The sequence below is a fragment of the Paenibacillus allorhizoplanae genome (genome assembly GCF_927798215.1).
GTDB classification, from domain to species: Bacteria; Bacillota; Bacilli; order Paenibacillales; family NBRC-103111; genus Paenibacillus_E; species Paenibacillus_E allorhizoplanae.
This window is the reverse complement of sequence record NZ_CAKMMW010000007.1, coordinates 163,642-178,848: the sequence shown is the minus strand read 5'-3', so window position 1 is coordinate 178,848 and position 15,207 is coordinate 163,642. Positions and strand designations below refer to the sequence as shown.

The following is a 15,207-nucleotide window of genomic DNA, read 5'->3' as shown; positions in this document are numbered from 1 at the left end:
TTAACTCCTTTCCGGGCGAGATTAGCTCCTTATTGACGTGCTCCGCCGCCACCGCCAGCATTACCGCCACCCTGGAAACCACCGCCGCCAGCAGCTCCACCTGCACCGCCTTGGAAGCCGCCTGCGCCACCTGGGAAAGCACCTCCGCCTGGGAAGCCTTGCTGTTGCTGATTTGTCGTCGTTGTCGCTCTGCGAACTGGCATGACTACCTCTTCGCCTTCTTTTACGCCATCGAGCACTTCAACTTGCGTTTTGCTTCGAATACCTACTTTTAACTCCCGCTCTTCCGTTGTACCATCGGCCTTCTTCACCGTAACCGTCGACTTGCCTCTTGTTGTCGTCACGACTTGAATCGGAAGTACGAGAATATCCTTCTTATCTTGGATGAGGATTTCAGCCGTCGCCGTCATCGCATATTTCAAATCATTCTGTGCTGTATTCGGAATGGCCACAACCGCATCATACGTAGTCACGCCATTCGTCGTTGTACCCACATTGGATACAGAAGTCACTTCACCTGTAAAAGTTTTCCCCGCAATCGCATCGACTTTAACGTTAACCTTTTGTCCGACCTTCACACTCGTCAGATCAAGCTCATCCACAGCAATTGCGAGCTGCATCGTGCTTAGACTAGCCACTGCACCGAGCGTGGTGTTCGCATTAATCTGCGCGCCAACCGGGTAATTACGAAGGACATTATTTTTACTGTTGGCAAAATCCGCCGAGAACACGCCATCAAACGGTGCTTTGATCGTTAATTGATCGACTTTTTGCTGGGCATCGCTAACACGGATTTTCTGGCTTTCAATCGCAGATTGTTTAGCGACGATATTCTTTTGGAGGTCGTCGTTAAAAAGGGTCACAATCAGATCGCCTTGTTTAATCGTATCGCCATCTTTAAATTTCAGCGTTTTCACCGTACCGCTAGCTTCGGAGAAAATAGACGCTGTGCGCACATAAGCCAGTGCAGCCTGATCGGAGGACGCTACCTTGGTCGTGCCGCTGCCGATACTGCCTTTGACCTTTAAGCCTGCCGAAAGCGTACCATCGTTATCGACGAGCACATCGACTAACACCACTTTATTCCCATTCGCGTCAGCGCTAATTTCATGACCAATCGTATCGACTGCCCCAACCTTGGATAACAAGTAGCCATCCACGCTCAGCTCTACGGGGTCACCTTTTTTCAATTGCACAGCTTCTTGCAGTGAAAATGGCAGTTTTACCTTAAACTGCGTTGTATCTGAAATCGTACCGATCTTCGTCGTTTTATTCACTTGGCTGCCGACATCGAAGTTAGCATTCAAGGTAATCTTGCCCGACATCGGAGAGGATACGCTCATATTTCCTTGTTCAGACTTAAGCTCAGCTAGATCAGTCTCCAACTGCCCTAAGGTCACTTGCGCTTCCTTAAGATTCGTTTCCGTTGACGGGACAGAAAGTTCGACGAGCACATCGCCTTTTTTAACCGCTTGATTCTGGGTTAGATTCATCGTTTTGATGATACCTTCGATCGGGATCACAATGTTTTGCTTATCCTTAGCGTCCAATTGGGAGGTACCTGATACGGCCATCGAAATGGCGCCCTTGGTCACTTTCATTGTCGTTTGTTGTGTTGCCGCTGTTGCCGGCTTCGCATTATTATGTACATAGTAGTATGTACCTGCCCCACACAGGATGGCCGCTAGGGCTACTATGAGCCACCTTTTCTTACTGCCTACTTTCATCCGTCATAACCCCTCTCACGGTTTTACCTAAACACTCGTTGCCTAGGTCGTACAATCTTCACAAGATGTAGTCTACTAGGGGCGACTGAAACCTGTCTGAGTGTAAGCTGAAAGTAAGTTGAACGAAAGCTGAGCGTTTGCTGAAAATGGGGACGGGCTGCTTATCGCCTTAGCTGCGGTTGCTGAGACTGAGACTACGGCAACTGTTACTACTATCGCTAAGGCTACGAATGCGAATGCTGCTACTGTTTCCGCCACCCAACTGCCGCCAAGACTGCCCCTGCCCCCTCGTCTGCCCCCGACTCCTAAATAACTGGAAAAACTCCATCTAATTCTCTGGATTTCCATCAAATTTAAAGAGTAGATGGAAAATGTACATCTATTTTTTCACTTTCTGACGTGTTTCGCCTAATAGCCCGAAATTAGCTGTACTTTCTACAGTTAGTAGAGTGAAAGGGAGAATTCATGCGAAATTAACTGTATGTTTTTCAGTTATTATGACTTAGCTACTTTAACAGCCCCCGATCTAGCAAAATCGCATCTAACCTGCCACCTCAAGCACAAAAAGCCGCTCACACAGTGAGCAGCTTCTTATGACATCCCCTTAGTTAGCAGCTGTCGGGGCTGGTGTTGCTGATTGTTTAGAGGTGTTGCGACCCGGACGACCTTGACCGCCTTCAGGACGTTGGTGAGCCGTACCTTTTTCCTCAACAGCCTTCTTGATCGAATCTGTCATGCCGTCTTTAATTTTACTGATCAAATCATCTTCGCTAATCCCTTTCGCTGTTGCGATATCCACGAGGGATTTGCCGGATTCTAGCTCTGTTCTCAACTCATCTTGTGTAAGGCCTAGAATTGTCGTAATGACCTCCGGATTGCCGAAGTGTCCTGCTCCAAATCCGCCAGGGCCTCCTGGGCCACCTTTACCGCCACCTGGAAAACCGCCGTTGAAGCCCGTGCCATCAATTTGCTTTGTTAACTGGTCGCTAAGGCCTTTAATAATCTCATCTGCCTTCTCTTGCGTCAGCTTCCCAGCGGTTACTTCAGCTGTAATCGTAGCTGTTTCTGCTGCAACAAGCTTGGACAAGTAATCTTCCTTCGTTAGTCCTTTTTCAAGGGCAAAAGCTGCTAATGTTTTATCTGCTTTAAGTGCTTCCTGCACAACACTTTCTTCAACGCCTAGAATCGTTGCCGTTTCTTTGATCACATTGCCGCCACGGAAGCCACCGCGATCTCCCATTTGACCTGGACCTTTACCGCCGCCTGGAAAGCCGCCCTTGAAGCCAGTGCTATCAATTTGCTTCGTTAATTGGTCGCTCAGACCTTTAATAACCGCATCGGCCTTCTCTTGCGTCAGCTTCCCAGCGGTAACTTCAGCTGTAATCGTAGCTGTCTCGGCTGCAACAAGCTTGGACAAGTAATCTTCCTTCGATAATCCTTTTTCAAGGGCAAACGCTGCTAATGTTTTATCTGCTTTAAGTGCTTCCTGCACAGCGCTTTCTTCAACGCCTAGAATCGTTGCTGTTTCTTTGATCACGTTGCCGCCACGGAAGCCTCCACGATCTCCCATTTGTCCACGGCCTTTATCGTTAAAGCCTTTACCGCCCTGTCCTGCTGTTGGTGCCGCTGTGCTTGTGGAATTGCCTACTGCTGTATCTGCGAACGCTTCATTATGTAGGGCTCCTACTAAGCCAACTCCGATGACAAAAGATGCTACTAGTGAACCTGCGAGAATTTTTTTGCTGATTTTTTTCATAATGGTATTCCACCTCATCTTTGGATTTGTGTTTGTGTTTCCCTTACAAAACCAAGTATAGACCCCTTACCTGAAACCCATCTGAGCGTAAACTGAAGGTTGGTTGAGAGCTATCTGAGAATTAGCTGAAAATGGTATGGCAAAAATTTCATTAAAATTTACGCACTGGTGTTCGCTTTCAGCATTCTTTATGGTAGAATAAGGATCATATGAGTACAATTTCGAAATAGATAGGGGGACGCTGTCTAATGTCTTATCGTAAAGAGCGCAATAAGCTAATCGCTTACTGGGTAACCACCATCCTAGGACCTGCGAGTTTCGTCATCGGCGGATTCTTCTTCATAACCCATGGTGAGCAGCAAATCACTACATTAACTGGGCTCGGATATCCCGAGTATATCTTGACCATCCTGGGCTTCTGGAAGCTCATGGCGGTCATTGCCATCCTGATCCCGCGTTTCCCGCGACTGAAAGAATGGGCATACGCTGGGTTTTTCTTCGAGCTCACGGGTGCCGCGGCTTCGCATATTTTGAATGGCGACAGTCTAGCTCTCGCTGCCCAACCGCTAGTATTTCTAGCGCTAGTTATGGCTTCATGGGCACTTCGCCCGCGCAGCCGCAAGCTTGTTTCTTAGCTGATGCCAAGGGCCAACCGTTCGACGGTTGGCCTTTGGGTTCTACTCTACTCTACTCTACTCTACTTATTACCTTCCTTCCCCTATCTACTTATCTACTCCCCCTACTTTCCTGCTTTCCTGCTTATCTACTTCCTCCTTCACTCCGTCCCTCATTTTCCATCCCCACCAACCATTAACTGTAAAAAGTACAGTTAATTCCCGCACAATTTCCTAATATCAACGGTTAACTGGATTTCCTACATCTATTTCTGACGATTTCAGTAAAATCAGCCACATCAGCTGAATTTAGCTACATGAAATCCATCTATTTGCTCAAAAGCAGGATTTTCTTCCAAATTAACTGTATGAAATCCATCTATTTCCACCTCTAGGCTACATACTCGGCATGAACCTGCTATGCCCCTACTCTTGGCTTCTTTAGCCACCCTACCTGCCCACTGGGCACACCGCCAACACAAAAGAGGCCAACGCCTCAGCGTCAGCCTCTTCTTCTCCCACCTATCCCGGCAACCGTACGATAAACGCGCTTCCCTCACCGACGCTGCTCTCCACATGAATAGATCCGCCATGCAGCTCCACGATGGAGCGCGTAATCGAAAGGCCTAAGCCCGCTCCGCCGCTGCGTCTTGCCCGCGAGGAGTCGATGCGGTAAAACCGATCGAACAAATGGGCGATATGCTCAGGCGCAATCCCGGGGCCGTTATCGCGTACAGCGATCTCAACGCCTGCGTCCGTTTTCGTAAGTAGGACCCTTACCTCACCTGTCTCTGGATGCGTATGCTGGACCGCATTGTGGAACAAGTTGAGGATGACTTGCTTGATTTTATCCGGATCGCAATGACACAGCGTCTCCGGCTCCAAGAGGAAGGTGACCCCCCTCTCGCCTGCGAGCAGACGCAGCTGATGCTCCATTTCATGAAGCACATCGTCCATGGCTACCTCCGTCTTATGGAAAGACGGCGTACGGTCCAACCGCGCCAATAGCAGCAGGTCCTCAACTAATTTATTAATACGAACGGATTCGCCGTGCATGCTTTTCAAAGCTTTCAACAGCGGTTCAGGCTGTTGATAAGCCCCGCGCAGCAGCACCTCCAGGAATCCATGAATGGAAGTAAGTGGTGTGCGAAGCTCATGCGAGGCATCTGCAGCAAAACGCCGCATCTGCTCCTTCGCTTCCTTTTCCGCCTCAAATGAAAATTCCAGCCGCTCTAGCATACTATTGAAGGAAGTCGCCAAGCGATCCATCTCCGCCTGTCCTTGATGGTCAGGGAAGCGTTCATTCAAGTTACCGGAATCAATACTTTTTACCGTATCTACCAAATTAGACAGTGGCACAAGCGTTCGGCGCAGCACAGGCAGGAAGCCTAGCAACCCAATAACCATCGCAAGCATGGATAGAAATAGGAACGTGAGCAGCTGCCTTAGGAGAACATCCTTAATCGGCGCTGTGCTTGTACTTGCTTGAATGAGCCCCTGATAGCCGCGGGAACGATCTGGTTCCCCTCCCCCAATTTGATGAAATACAATTAATTGCTCATTCCCTTTGCTGTCTTTCATGATTAGATGTTCCTGCTTCTTTGTGCGCTTTTGCAGGATTCTCACATATTCTTCTTTGTCCAACTCTAACGTCGACTGTTCATCTTGAGAGGAAACGAGTTTATAGGTCCCTTTGTCATCAATTAGCGCAATGGTTAAATCCGGTACGAAAATCCGCGGACCTTCGCCGAAATTATCCTGCCGATTATTGCGCATGAAATCCTGCCTAGGCAGAAATGGGCTCGTACTCTTATCTCCCCCTAGCTCAGCCCGAAGCCAGACGTTAGGCGGCAGCGCTGCAAGCTGGTTGCGAATCGTCTCTGCTTTATTTTGAAACATAAACTGCTGCATGAAAACATATTGAAACACGCCAATTAACAGCAAGAGTGCCGACATAACCAATAAGGTACGAGATAAAATTTGAAACTTTAAGGATTTCGTCTCCAAGACAGCAGCGAACCAACCGCGCGTCTTCATGTCAAATCCATCCGATACCCCGCCCCGCGAATGGTGCGAATCAGCTTGTGCTCCTTATCTCCTAATTTGTCACGCAGGGAGCGTATGTACACTTCCACAATATTTTCCTCACCGCCAAAATCATAGCCCCACACTTTATCCAGAATCATCGTCTTACTCAGCACGAGACCGTGATTGATCGCCATAAATTTAAGCAACTCGTATTCCGTTGGCGACAGCTCCAAGATCCGATCATGCATACTGATTTCTTTGCGGCGGTCGTCCATGCGAAGCGGTCCAATAACGACTTCCCCGAACAAGTTTGGAAAATGGTTCCGAATCCGCGCATAGATCCGCGCTAGCAGCTCCTCAAAGCTAAACGGTTTGATCATGTAATCATCGGCTCCGAGCGTAAGCCCTTTTACCCGATCATCGATTTCATCTTTGGCTGTTAGCATAATGACCGCGACATTGTCGGTCTTCTTAATCATGCGACATACCTCGAAACCATCCATCCCCGGCATCATGACATCCAGAATCGCGATATGCGGCTGAAATTTATTACAAGCTGTGATCGCACTGATGCCATCTTGTGCCGTCATCACTTCGAAGCCTTCGTTCGTTAGCCCTAGCTCTAGAAATTCTAAGATATGCGGCTCGTCATCGACGAGTAGTATTTTAATCCCTTTTAATTGACGCATCTGCCATCGTCTCCCCCGAGAAATTCATTCGTACACGACTTCTACAATCAGTATCCCATATCCTGCCTAAAAGCAATCTGAGCAGCGGCTGAAAGCTAGCTGAAAGTTAACATATCTTCAGCTACTTTTCAGCTAACGGTCAATTCAATCTCAGCTACCCCTCATATACTGATCTCATAATAAGTATGGATTCGACAGAAAAGAGGAATTCCTGATGACAATGACAACAAACACCTTCCTCCCCTTTCATTTTCAAACGCTGGATTCGGCTATTGAACTTCTTCTTCCCCATGGCGAGCAGCAGCAACAGCTGCGGATTCATGAGATCGGCAACGAATGGTTCGCGCGTGAAGAAAAGCGATTCAGCCACAGCCTCCCTGACAGTGAAATCAACCTTTTAAATACATTAGCCGGTGAAAGCTGCCTTGTGTCCAACGCCATGCTAGAGGTGCTGTTCCTTGCTGAAATGTATCAAGCCATCACAGATGGTAAATATAAGCCTCTTCTATATAAAGAGAAGACCACGCTAACCCAAATACCAGCTCCTGCAACGCAAGGCTGGAGGGTAAATCCTACGACCAAATCAGTTACACTGCCGGAGCATACGTGTATTCATTTGCAAGGACTAGACAAAAGTTGGTCCCTGAAACGATTAACCGACTATTTGAAGAAAACCTTATCCATTTCACGGGGACGCCTGCTATCTCAGGGCGACGTCACGGTATGGGGACCATCTAGCTCCGAGCAGGAGCCATGGATGATCGGGATTCAAAATCCATGGCACGAGAACGCCAAGTTAGGTGCGATTGCGATGCCAGAGGGAGCGCTATCTACGTACAGTCCGCTCGAGGATCGCAGAGATGCTGACTCTGGCAACGATGTACTGCAATGCACAGTTGCTGGTCAGGATCTCGTGGCATGCCATGTATGGGCACGATTGTTAGGCTCTCTTGGGCTAGAGGCTGGCCTGTCCCTCTTCGCCAAACGAAGTGACGCTTGTGAAGCGATTGTGCTTACCAAGCATGATGAGCTTCACTACTACGGGCCGGAAACCTCCCTCGGGCAGCGATGGCTGGATCTCCAGGTCGATCATTATCATTTTAGCGACGGACATGGCAAGCAGGATGTTGATAGTTTCACCTAAAGGATTGCATAGAAGATCATTTGTGGATGAAATCAGGAAAAAATGAATGTTATCCACAATTCACCTGTGTTTGTCCACAGACGATGGGTCAGTTATCCACGAAATCAGCTGTTTTATCAACAAGTTATCCACGCGTTGTGTGTATCTTTTGAATATCTAGCTCTTTACATGCTATGATATAGAAAATACGCGAGGCAGGGGCTTTATGGAATGACATATGATGTAATCGTAATTGGCGGCGGTTCTGCTGGTCTCATGGCTAGTATTGCCGCAAGCAGGAACGGCGCAAAAGTGCTGCTCGTCGATAAAGGAGATAAGCTGGGGCGCAAGCTCGGCATTTCTGGCGGCGGCAGATGTAACGTGACGAACAACAAAGACATGGATGAATTGATCAAGCATATCCCTGGCAACGGGCGATTCCTTTATAGTGCATTCACCCATTTTGGGAATAAGGATATTATTGCTTTCTTTGAGAATCTCGGCATCCAGCTCAAGGAAGAGGACAATGGTCGGATGTTTCCCATCAGCGACAAGGCCAAAACCGTCGTCGACGCGTTGATCGGCCAAGTGCGGCGCCAGGGCGTGGAGATCCGGACCAACAGTCCGGTCAAAAAGGTCTTGTACGCAGACGGCACCGTGAGCGGCGTTCAGCTGCAAGGCGGAGAGACACTGAACTGCCGTGCTGTGATCGTGGCCTCCGGCGGGTGCTCGGTGCCGCATACCGGCTCCACAGGAGACGGTTATGCGTGGGCTGAGGCAGGCGGGCATACGATCACGCCGCTGTTTCCAACCGAGGTCCCGCTAACCTCGAAGGAGCCTTTTATCCGCAGCCGCGAGCTGCAAGGGCTGTCCTTGCGCGACGTGACGCTCAGCGTGCTGAACGCGAAGGGGAAGCCGATCATCGCGCATCGCGGCGATATGCTGTTCACCCACTTCGGCCTGTCAGGGCCGATCGCGCTGCGCTGCAGCCAGTTCGTTGTGAAGGAACTGAACAAGTCCGAGCGCAAGGAAGTGCTCGTCACGGTGGATTTGTTCCCTGATCTGAGCACCGACGAGGTGTACAATGAGAGCATGACGCTCGCTAGAAGCGACGCGAAGAAAGCGATCAAAAACGTACTCAAGTCCCTGCTATCCGAGCGGCTCATTCCGCTTCTACTCGCGAAATCGGAGCTGGACGAGCAGCTGACGTATGACAACATTCCAAAGCAGAAATGGTTGGAGCTGTGCAAGCTCATGAAGGCCTTCCCTGTTATCGTCAAGGGGACGCTGTCTTTGGAAGAAGCTTTCGTGACTGGCGGCGGTATTCAGCTCAAGGAAGTGGATCCGAGTACGATGCAATCCAAGCTCGTGAATGGACTCTATTTCTGCGGAGAAATCCTCGACATCCACGGATACACGGGTGGGTATAACATCACCGCAGCATTCTCGACGGGCTATATGGCGGGTACGCATGCGGCGATGCAGGAGTGATATCTCCACAAAAACTTTTTAGCGAAAACGTGGCCGTCCGATGATTCAGCCTTCTCCCTAAGGGGTATTAGTTGGTATAGAGATCAACCCATACCAAACAAGGGAGCTGAAAACGATGGAACCGACGAAAAGCGTGGACATTGAGCAGAAGCGAATTGAGCAAAAATTTGACAAGGGACTTGTCGCATCAACCTTTATCAAATATGCAGCGTACATCATTATCATTTTCGGACTACTGTATTTCTTGGTTCGTTTCGTATTCCCGCTGTTTTAGAGATATCGACAAAGGGGTAGCATCGCTTACCCCAAAACCAAAAAGACGAACACACACCCAAGGTGCTGTTCGTCTTTTTGCATGTCAATTTATTAAGCAGTTGCTAATTCCAACTCATCTTCCTCATCACGATCGAATGAAGCACGGTCGAATTCACCTTCGGATTCAGCTACAAGCAATGCTGTAACTGTTGTTCCCGTTGCATTAACAGCTGTACGACCCATGTCGATCAAGGCTTCAACGCCTAGAACTAGACCCATACCTTCAAGCGGTAAGCCAAGTGCAGTCAATACAACCGTTGTTGAGATGGATGCAGGACCTGGTACACCAGCTACCCCGATGGAAGAGATTACAGCTACTAGGATTAACAATAGATACTCAGAAATACCTAGTGGAAGATTGTATACTTTTGCTACGAAAATCGCTACTACCGCCGGCCAAACGCCGCCGCATCCGTTGAAGTTCATCGTTGCCCCAAGCGGTGCCACGAAGCTTGCGATACGCGGTGAAACGCGAAGGCGTTTCGTAATAACTTCCAAATTCACAGGAAGTGTTGCATAGCTACTACGTGTTGTGAAAGCAACAGCGATCGTCGGATATGCCTTTTTGAAGAATTTAATTGGATTCACTTTCGCTACCAGCAGCACAAGGCCACCGAATACCAAGACGAAGTGAATAATTAATGCCACGTAGGAAGTCAAAATGATTTTTGCTAACGGCTCCAATGTTTCCCAACCGTATTTAGCTGCCATAGCCGCGATCAACGCGTACACCCCATAAGGTGTCAAACGAATAACATACTTAACAACTTGGTGCATAACCGCAGCTGCTGAAGTAACGAAAGACTTCACGGATGCAACTGCTTCAGGTTTTTTGGAGCCTATGGATACGATCGCCACAGCTACGAAAATCGCGAAGATTAGAACCGGTACAACCTTACCACTCGCCATGTCGCTAATTGGATTGGATGGTACTAGATCCAAAATAACTTGGGAGAAAGTCGGAATTTCTTTGGCTTTAAAATCCTTCGGAACCGCTTGAGCGATCCCATTACCTGGATCAATCGCCAATGCCACAAGTAGACCGATTAAAGCTGCGATTCCCGTTGTGAGTAGGAACCAACCAATAGTCTTGAAACCCAATTTACGAAGCTGAGCCATGCTGGACAACGACGAAATACTGTTAATAACTAAAATAAATACCAATGGCATAACAAGCATTTTGATCAGATTGACGTAAATCGTTCCGATCGTACTAACACTTTTAAATTGCAGACCTGCTTGATTGAAAATGACCCCTGCGATGATACCAAGTCCTAAACCGATGAATACTCGGTTACCGAAACTGACTCTCTTTCTACCTAAAAAATAGATAAATCCAATCACTACTAATGAAACGACCAAACTGACCCAATTGGTTTGAAATGCGCTTACTAAGTTGTTTTGCATGATCGACATCTCCCAATCCCTATAAGATAACTCGGTTTAATTGTGATAAATATATGACAACTCACATAGGCTGTCAATGGTTACAATTTCCAATTAACATAAAAAACCGAACATTCCTCCTATTTATACGAAGGTCGATTCGGCTTTAGATCTTTTTTATAAAATTTCGTGTAAATCTTCTACATCGTGTGCTGATCATGGACGATCGCAACCACATACCACTGTGATCCCGTGTATTCAAAAACTAACCGCAAACTGGTCCAATCCATACCTTGATACTGGGGATCGAAACCAGGGAAATGGTATTCAACTGTTATATAGGAAGACGTAGGATACACGCTGAACACATTGTTGATCATATTCCCTTTGCCAATAATCGTGTTATAGCTTATCTGAGGTGCGGCGGCAAAGTTAGCGTTATACACAAATTTAGCCCAATAGTTAGGCATCGTAAGATCAATGGGGTCACCTGACCCATCGAAAGTTCCCCAATGCGTGAGACTTGAGCTAGCCCATAACGTCGCAAGATTGCTGCCTTGCACTTGAATGTCTGTCGCTGTGTGAATGTAGGAATACGGGGAGAATTGAACACCCTTCTGCGGATGAACGAGACCTGCAAGCTTCGATAAATTCTTCTCTTTCAGAGCAGCCATCACTTCTTGGGCACGGGATTCAATCGCTTTCTTCGCATCTGCCGATGTCGAGAAGCTGGGAGGCGTTGGAGCTGGAGAAGGCTTCACGCTAGCTGTTGCCTGCGGCGTAGACGTAGCAACTGGTGTCGTTGGAACAGGGGAGGGCGACGAAGTGACACTCGTTGTTGGTTGCGTCGTTGTTGGCCCAGAGCTGCTCGTGCCCCCGTTTACGGTCATCTTTTCGCTGCAGCCTGCTAGTGCGCTGACCAAACCAACCAACACCACGGCAGTGACAATCTTCCTCCTGCTTCCCATGAGAACCACTCCTTCTTCACATATCTTCCTTATTACACCAAACGTATGCAGGGTGTGAAAGGTTACAGACTATGCCTCTACGAATAAAATAAAGTTGAAAAGAACCTGAGGATACCCCTCCTCAGGTTCTTTAGTTCAGCCACCGTCCACCACCTGCGCAACTAACGCCAGTTAAATACGAATACCGGCGCTAAAGTGATTGTAGTCATCCGCCGAAGGATCGAAAGCCGCCTCGTCATCGCTCGGTACCGCATCGCGGTCCGCAACCGCCGCGGATGCGGCATAGCTGTCGGGCCAATCCTCATTCACGGTATGTGCCGGAATGCGGATGGAACCCTCCAGGTCATAAGCCATCGCGAAGGTGGCCTGCTCGGATTGCATCTGCGACCGATCCACGAGCCGTCCGCCGTGGGACTGAGCAATCTCGATGGCTGAGGTGATCTCCTGCGCATCTAGATGAATGTGCAGCGTTGCGCGCTCCACTTCCAGCAGCTCCGGCTTGTAGCCGAGCTCTTCTAATGTGTCTAACGCCAGCAACGCATCTCGCGTTTGATCGAATTCAAAAAAGATAGGAACAAAGTCCTTCATCTAACAGCACCCTTTCTTCTAAAAGTTTTTCGCCAGAAAAACTAGCATCGTAAGCATAAGCTCAAATGGAAAGTCTGCCATTAGGTTTAACCAATTGTTCCTATCCTATTCGGGAACCTATTTCGCCGTCTTCATCAGTGCTTCTTGAACGAGCTGGAGCAGCTCGGCGTGGTAGGCCGGCACAGCTGCGACCAGATAGTTAGCTCCGTCCGTCACCGCTTCCTCTACGACAACTGCGGTACCACCGAGCAAAGCTACCGGATTCCCCGCGAAATCCGTCACTTTCACACCAGCCTCCTGCGCAAGCAGTAAGCCAGCATAAAGATCCTCCCCTTCGGAGTTGTACAGAACAACCCCGTGCAGATCTCCTCTGGCCAGCATCGCCCATACAATGGAAGGCGCCCATAAGCGCATCACTCTTTTGAGCGAATACTCCAGATGATGTCGGAGCGCTAATGCCCGCTGATCGTCTTTCGTTACGGCATGCCCTTGAATCCATGAAACGGTAGACTTCGTCAGCGCACCGCTAGGCCTCGCCAGCAACCGCCTGTCACCTTGCCAAGCTCCTTCATCTTGAACAGCCACATAAGTCAGTTCCATGGCCGAATCATGTACGACACCCAGTACAATCCGACCTTGATAACTCAAAGAAATGGAAACACCGTACAAGGGGATACCCAATGCGAAATTGTTCGTCCCATCCAAGGGATCCACGTGCCACACCCAGTCACTTGCTGACCCACCCTCACCCGCTTCTTCACTATAGATGCGATGAGTCGGAAACACACTCAGGATGTCATCCACGATAAGACGATCCGCCTGCACATCCACCTCAGTCACGAGATCACCACGCTCATCTTTGTGTTCAAGGATGAATTGACCACCAAAACGTTTCTTGGCCAATTCACCTGCTTTCACAGCTGCTCCTACAGCAACCTCTCTTGCTAATGTCCATTCGTTCCGATTCATTCCGTGCATCCTCCTCACGTGATCACTTCTGTCCCTTCCATATTACCATATCCTACCTAGGAAAGTTGCGTGAAAGCCTACGCTTGCATTGACAAGCCACCTGTTCATAAGTGATAATATAGCAAAATCAGAAGGCGACAAGAGCTGTCGAAAGGGGTATTTGCGAGTATGGTAAAGCATCATCAACACAAGATTTTGGATTGTACGATTCGAGACGGCGGTTTAGTTAACGATTGGGATTTTAGCGTGGAGTTTGTCCAAGATATGTATCGCGGCTTGAGCGCTGCCGGCGTAGAATATATGGAAATTGGTTACAAAAACTCAGAAAAGTTACTAAAAGGCGGATCTTCCGGCCCTTGGAGATTCCTAAACGAATCCTTCTTGCGTGATGTTATCACCAAAAAAACAGATACAAAACTATCCGCTCTTGTTGATATCGGACGTGTGGATGAGAAAGACATTTTGCCTCGTGAAGACAGCTTACTTGACCTAATCCGTGTCGCTTGCTACATCAAGGATGTTGATAAAGGTCTTGAGCTGGTTCAGAAATTCCATGACATGGGTTACGAAACATCCCTAAACATCATGGCGCTTTCCCACGTAATGGAGAACGAATTAACAGAAGCCTTTGAAGAAATCAACAAAAGCGCAGTTGACGTTGTTTATGTCGTAGATTCTTACGGCAGCATGGGCAGCAAAGATATTGACTACCTCGTATCCAAATTCCAACGCTTACTTCCTGAGAAGGAGCTAGGATTGCATATGCACAACAACATGCAGCTTGCTTTCGCTAACACGATCACAGGAGCCTCCAAAGGCGTAACTTTCTTGGATTCATCCGTGTACGGTATGGGTCGCGCTGCTGGTAACTGTACAACCGAATTGTTGCTCAGCCACCTCAAGGGTGCACGCTACGATGTACGTCCTGTTCTTGAAATCATTGAGAAGCACATGATCACAATGCGTGAGAAATGGGATTGGGGCTACCTCATTCCATACATGATCGTTGGTGCACTAGACGAGCACCCTCGCACAGCAATGGCATTGCTTGATTCACCTGAAAGAAATAATTTCACTGATTTCTACGATCGTTTAACTTCCGTAGAAACATTCCCATCTGCAAGCAAGAAATAATCAACGTAACCTCAACAACCCCTATTCGCCAGTTCAGGAAAGATTAACTCCTGACTGCACGACTAGGGGTTTTTTGCACCACATAGAAACCATTACTTGATAATTTTCGCCGAAACGACATAGTTTTCTGCATAAGCTCGATCGATTAAGAAAATGAAGTCCTCCCCTTCTCTACGACTGAGATTCCTTCTCGGAAGCACCTCGATATATTCACTATCAATTAGCATCGTACATTTCTCATCCGTATAGATTAACCCATCTTCTAAGCGTTTTATGGCTTCCGTCATAACTTCCCGCGATTTTAAGTCCCCAAGAATTTCCACGTAAACTTTAGCAGTAGCATCACGATCTTGGAGTAAAATCGCTACCTTGTGTTTGACTTTGATGCGCACCTTCTTTTTGGGAGATATGCTCATAGG

15 protein-coding genes are annotated in these 15,207 nt (G+C 48.2%); 5 read left to right on the top strand and 10 right to left on the bottom strand.

Annotation, left to right across the window (positions count from 1 at the left end):
• Positions 1-29: 29 nt before the first annotated feature.
• The 3 genes from L6I86_RS14455 to L6I86_RS14445 all read right to left on the bottom strand — a co-directional run bounded on the left by L6I86_RS14455 (position 30) and on the right by L6I86_RS14445 (position 3,483).
• Positions 30-1,727, bottom strand: coding sequence for a permuted SH3 domain-containing protein (locus L6I86_RS14455; protein WP_236288118.1), 1,698 nt, complete (start codon positions 1,725-1,727; stop codon positions 30-32).
• A 75-nt stretch (positions 1,728-1,802) separates the two neighbouring features.
• Positions 1,803-2,075, bottom strand: coding sequence for a hypothetical protein (locus L6I86_RS14450; RefSeq protein ID WP_236288116.1), 273 nt, complete (start codon positions 2,073-2,075; stop codon positions 1,803-1,805).
• Between the two features lie 256 nt (positions 2,076-2,331).
• A complete protein-coding gene (locus L6I86_RS14445; RefSeq protein WP_236288114.1) occupies positions 2,332-3,483 on the bottom strand; it encodes a hypothetical protein in 1,152 nt (383 codons plus the stop codon).
• Positions 3,484-3,731: 248 nt separating this feature from the next.
• Between L6I86_RS14445 and L6I86_RS14440 the strand changes: the two genes are divergently transcribed.
• The gene (locus L6I86_RS14440; protein WP_236288112.1) at positions 3,732-4,118 is read left to right on the top strand and encodes a DoxX family protein; all 387 of its coding nucleotides are present in this window, start codon (positions 3,732-3,734) and stop codon (positions 4,116-4,118) included.
• Positions 4,119-4,619: 501 nt separating this feature from the next.
• On the opposite strand, the gene L6I86_RS14435 is transcribed toward L6I86_RS14440, so the two are convergent.
• Together L6I86_RS14435 and L6I86_RS14430 are read right to left on the bottom strand one after the other, a co-directional pair.
• On the bottom strand, positions 4,620-6,134 hold the full coding sequence (locus tag L6I86_RS14435; RefSeq protein ID WP_236288110.1) for a sensor histidine kinase: 1,515 nt from the start codon (positions 6,132-6,134) through the stop codon (positions 4,620-4,622).
• Entirely contained in the window at positions 6,131-6,814 is a 684-nt protein-coding gene (locus L6I86_RS14430) for a response regulator transcription factor (protein WP_056610663.1), read from the bottom strand. The genes L6I86_RS14435 and L6I86_RS14430 overlap by 4 nt, the downstream gene beginning before the upstream one ends.
• Positions 6,815-7,028: 214 nt before the next feature.
• Between L6I86_RS14430 and L6I86_RS14425 the strand changes: the two genes are divergently transcribed.
• The 3 genes from L6I86_RS14425 to L6I86_RS14415 all read left to right on the top strand — a co-directional run bounded on the left by L6I86_RS14425 (position 7,029) and on the right by L6I86_RS14415 (position 9,702).
• Positions 7,029-7,958: an FAD:protein FMN transferase gene (locus tag L6I86_RS14425; protein WP_236288109.1), complete on the top strand. Its 930-nt coding sequence runs from the start codon at positions 7,029-7,031 to the stop codon at positions 7,956-7,958.
• A 210-nt stretch (positions 7,959-8,168) separates the two neighbouring features.
• Entirely contained in the window at positions 8,169-9,428 is a 1,260-nt protein-coding gene (locus L6I86_RS14420) for a BaiN/RdsA family NAD(P)/FAD-dependent oxidoreductase (protein WP_236288107.1), read from the top strand.
• Positions 9,429-9,543: 115 nt separating this feature from the next.
• Positions 9,544-9,702 (top strand): hypothetical protein, encoded by a 159-nt coding sequence (locus L6I86_RS14415; protein ID WP_236288105.1) that lies wholly within the window; start codon positions 9,544-9,546, stop codon positions 9,700-9,702.
• Positions 9,703-9,794: 92 nt separating this feature from the next.
• Here L6I86_RS14415 and L6I86_RS14410 read toward each other — a convergent pair whose 3' ends face one another.
• The 4 genes from L6I86_RS14410 to L6I86_RS14395 form a co-directional block, all read right to left on the bottom strand.
• Positions 9,795-11,150 carry a dicarboxylate/amino acid:cation symporter gene (locus L6I86_RS14410; RefSeq protein ID WP_056610673.1) on the bottom strand — a complete coding sequence of 452 codons (1,356 nt, stop codon included), beginning with the start codon at positions 11,148-11,150 and terminating at the stop codon, positions 9,795-9,797.
• Between the two features lie 179 nt (positions 11,151-11,329).
• A complete protein-coding gene (locus L6I86_RS14405) occupies positions 11,330-12,097 on the bottom strand; it encodes a hypothetical protein (protein ID WP_236288103.1) in 768 nt (255 codons plus the stop codon).
• Positions 12,098-12,268: 171 nt separating this feature from the next.
• Entirely contained in the window at positions 12,269-12,685 is a 417-nt protein-coding gene (locus L6I86_RS14400) for a hypothetical protein (RefSeq protein ID WP_236288101.1), read from the bottom strand.
• 117 nt (positions 12,686-12,802) lie between these two features.
• Positions 12,803-13,654, bottom strand: coding sequence for an inositol monophosphatase family protein (locus L6I86_RS14395; protein WP_236288099.1), 852 nt, complete (start codon positions 13,652-13,654; stop codon positions 12,803-12,805).
• A 168-nt stretch (positions 13,655-13,822) separates the two neighbouring features.
• On the opposite strand from L6I86_RS14395, the gene L6I86_RS14390 reads away from it, so the two are divergent.
• The gene (locus L6I86_RS14390) at positions 13,823-14,788 is read left to right on the top strand and encodes an aldolase catalytic domain-containing protein (protein ID WP_236288096.1); all 966 of its coding nucleotides are present in this window, start codon (positions 13,823-13,825) and stop codon (positions 14,786-14,788) included.
• Positions 14,789-14,880: 92 nt separating this feature from the next.
• Here L6I86_RS14390 and L6I86_RS14385 read toward each other — a convergent pair whose 3' ends face one another.
• Complete coding sequence (locus tag L6I86_RS14385; protein WP_236288094.1) at positions 14,881-15,204, bottom strand: hypothetical protein; 324 nt, start codon at positions 15,202-15,204, stop codon at positions 14,881-14,883.
• Positions 15,205-15,207: the final 3 nt, after the last annotated feature.

Excerpts from the sequence above, each read along its gene's own strand:
- L6I86_RS14400 (WP_236288101.1), bottom strand. The coding sequence starts at position 12,685 with ATGAAGGACTTTGTTCCTATCTTTTTTGAATTCGATCAAACGCGAGAT.
- L6I86_RS14405 (WP_236288103.1), bottom strand. The coding sequence starts at position 12,097 with ATGGGAAGCAGGAGGAAGATTGTCACTGCCGTGGTGTTGGTTGGTTTG.
- L6I86_RS14450 (WP_236288116.1), bottom strand. The coding sequence starts at position 2,075 with ATGGAAATCCAGAGAATTAGATGGAGTTTTTCCAGTTATTTAGGAGTC.
- L6I86_RS14385 (WP_236288094.1), bottom strand. The coding sequence starts at position 15,204 with ATGAGCATATCTCCCAAAAAGAAGGTGCGCATCAAAGTCAAACACAAG.
- L6I86_RS14395 (WP_236288099.1), bottom strand. The coding sequence starts at position 13,654 with ATGAATCGGAACGAATGGACATTAGCAAGAGAGGTTGCTGTAGGAGCA.
- L6I86_RS14455 (WP_236288118.1), bottom strand. The coding sequence starts at position 1,727 with ATGAAAGTAGGCAGTAAGAAAAGGTGGCTCATAGTAGCCCTAGCGGCC.
- L6I86_RS14440 (WP_236288112.1), top strand. The coding sequence starts at position 3,732 with ATGTCTTATCGTAAAGAGCGCAATAAGCTAATCGCTTACTGGGTAACC.
- L6I86_RS14430 (WP_056610663.1), bottom strand. The coding sequence starts at position 6,814 with ATGCGTCAATTAAAAGGGATTAAAATACTACTCGTCGATGACGAGCCG.
- L6I86_RS14390 (WP_236288096.1), top strand. The coding sequence starts at position 13,823 with ATGGTAAAGCATCATCAACACAAGATTTTGGATTGTACGATTCGAGAC.
- L6I86_RS14410 (WP_056610673.1), bottom strand. The coding sequence starts at position 11,150 with ATGCAAAACAACTTAGTAAGCGCATTTCAAACCAATTGGGTCAGTTTG.
- L6I86_RS14435 (WP_236288110.1), bottom strand. The coding sequence starts at position 6,134 with ATGAAGACGCGCGGTTGGTTCGCTGCTGTCTTGGAGACGAAATCCTTA.
- L6I86_RS14415 (WP_236288105.1), top strand. The coding sequence starts at position 9,544 with ATGGAACCGACGAAAAGCGTGGACATTGAGCAGAAGCGAATTGAGCAA.
- L6I86_RS14425 (WP_236288109.1), top strand. The coding sequence starts at position 7,029 with ATGACAATGACAACAAACACCTTCCTCCCCTTTCATTTTCAAACGCTG.
- L6I86_RS14420 (WP_236288107.1), top strand. The coding sequence starts at position 8,169 with ATGACATATGATGTAATCGTAATTGGCGGCGGTTCTGCTGGTCTCATG.
- L6I86_RS14445 (WP_236288114.1), bottom strand. The coding sequence starts at position 3,483 with ATGAAAAAAATCAGCAAAAAAATTCTCGCAGGTTCACTAGTAGCATCT.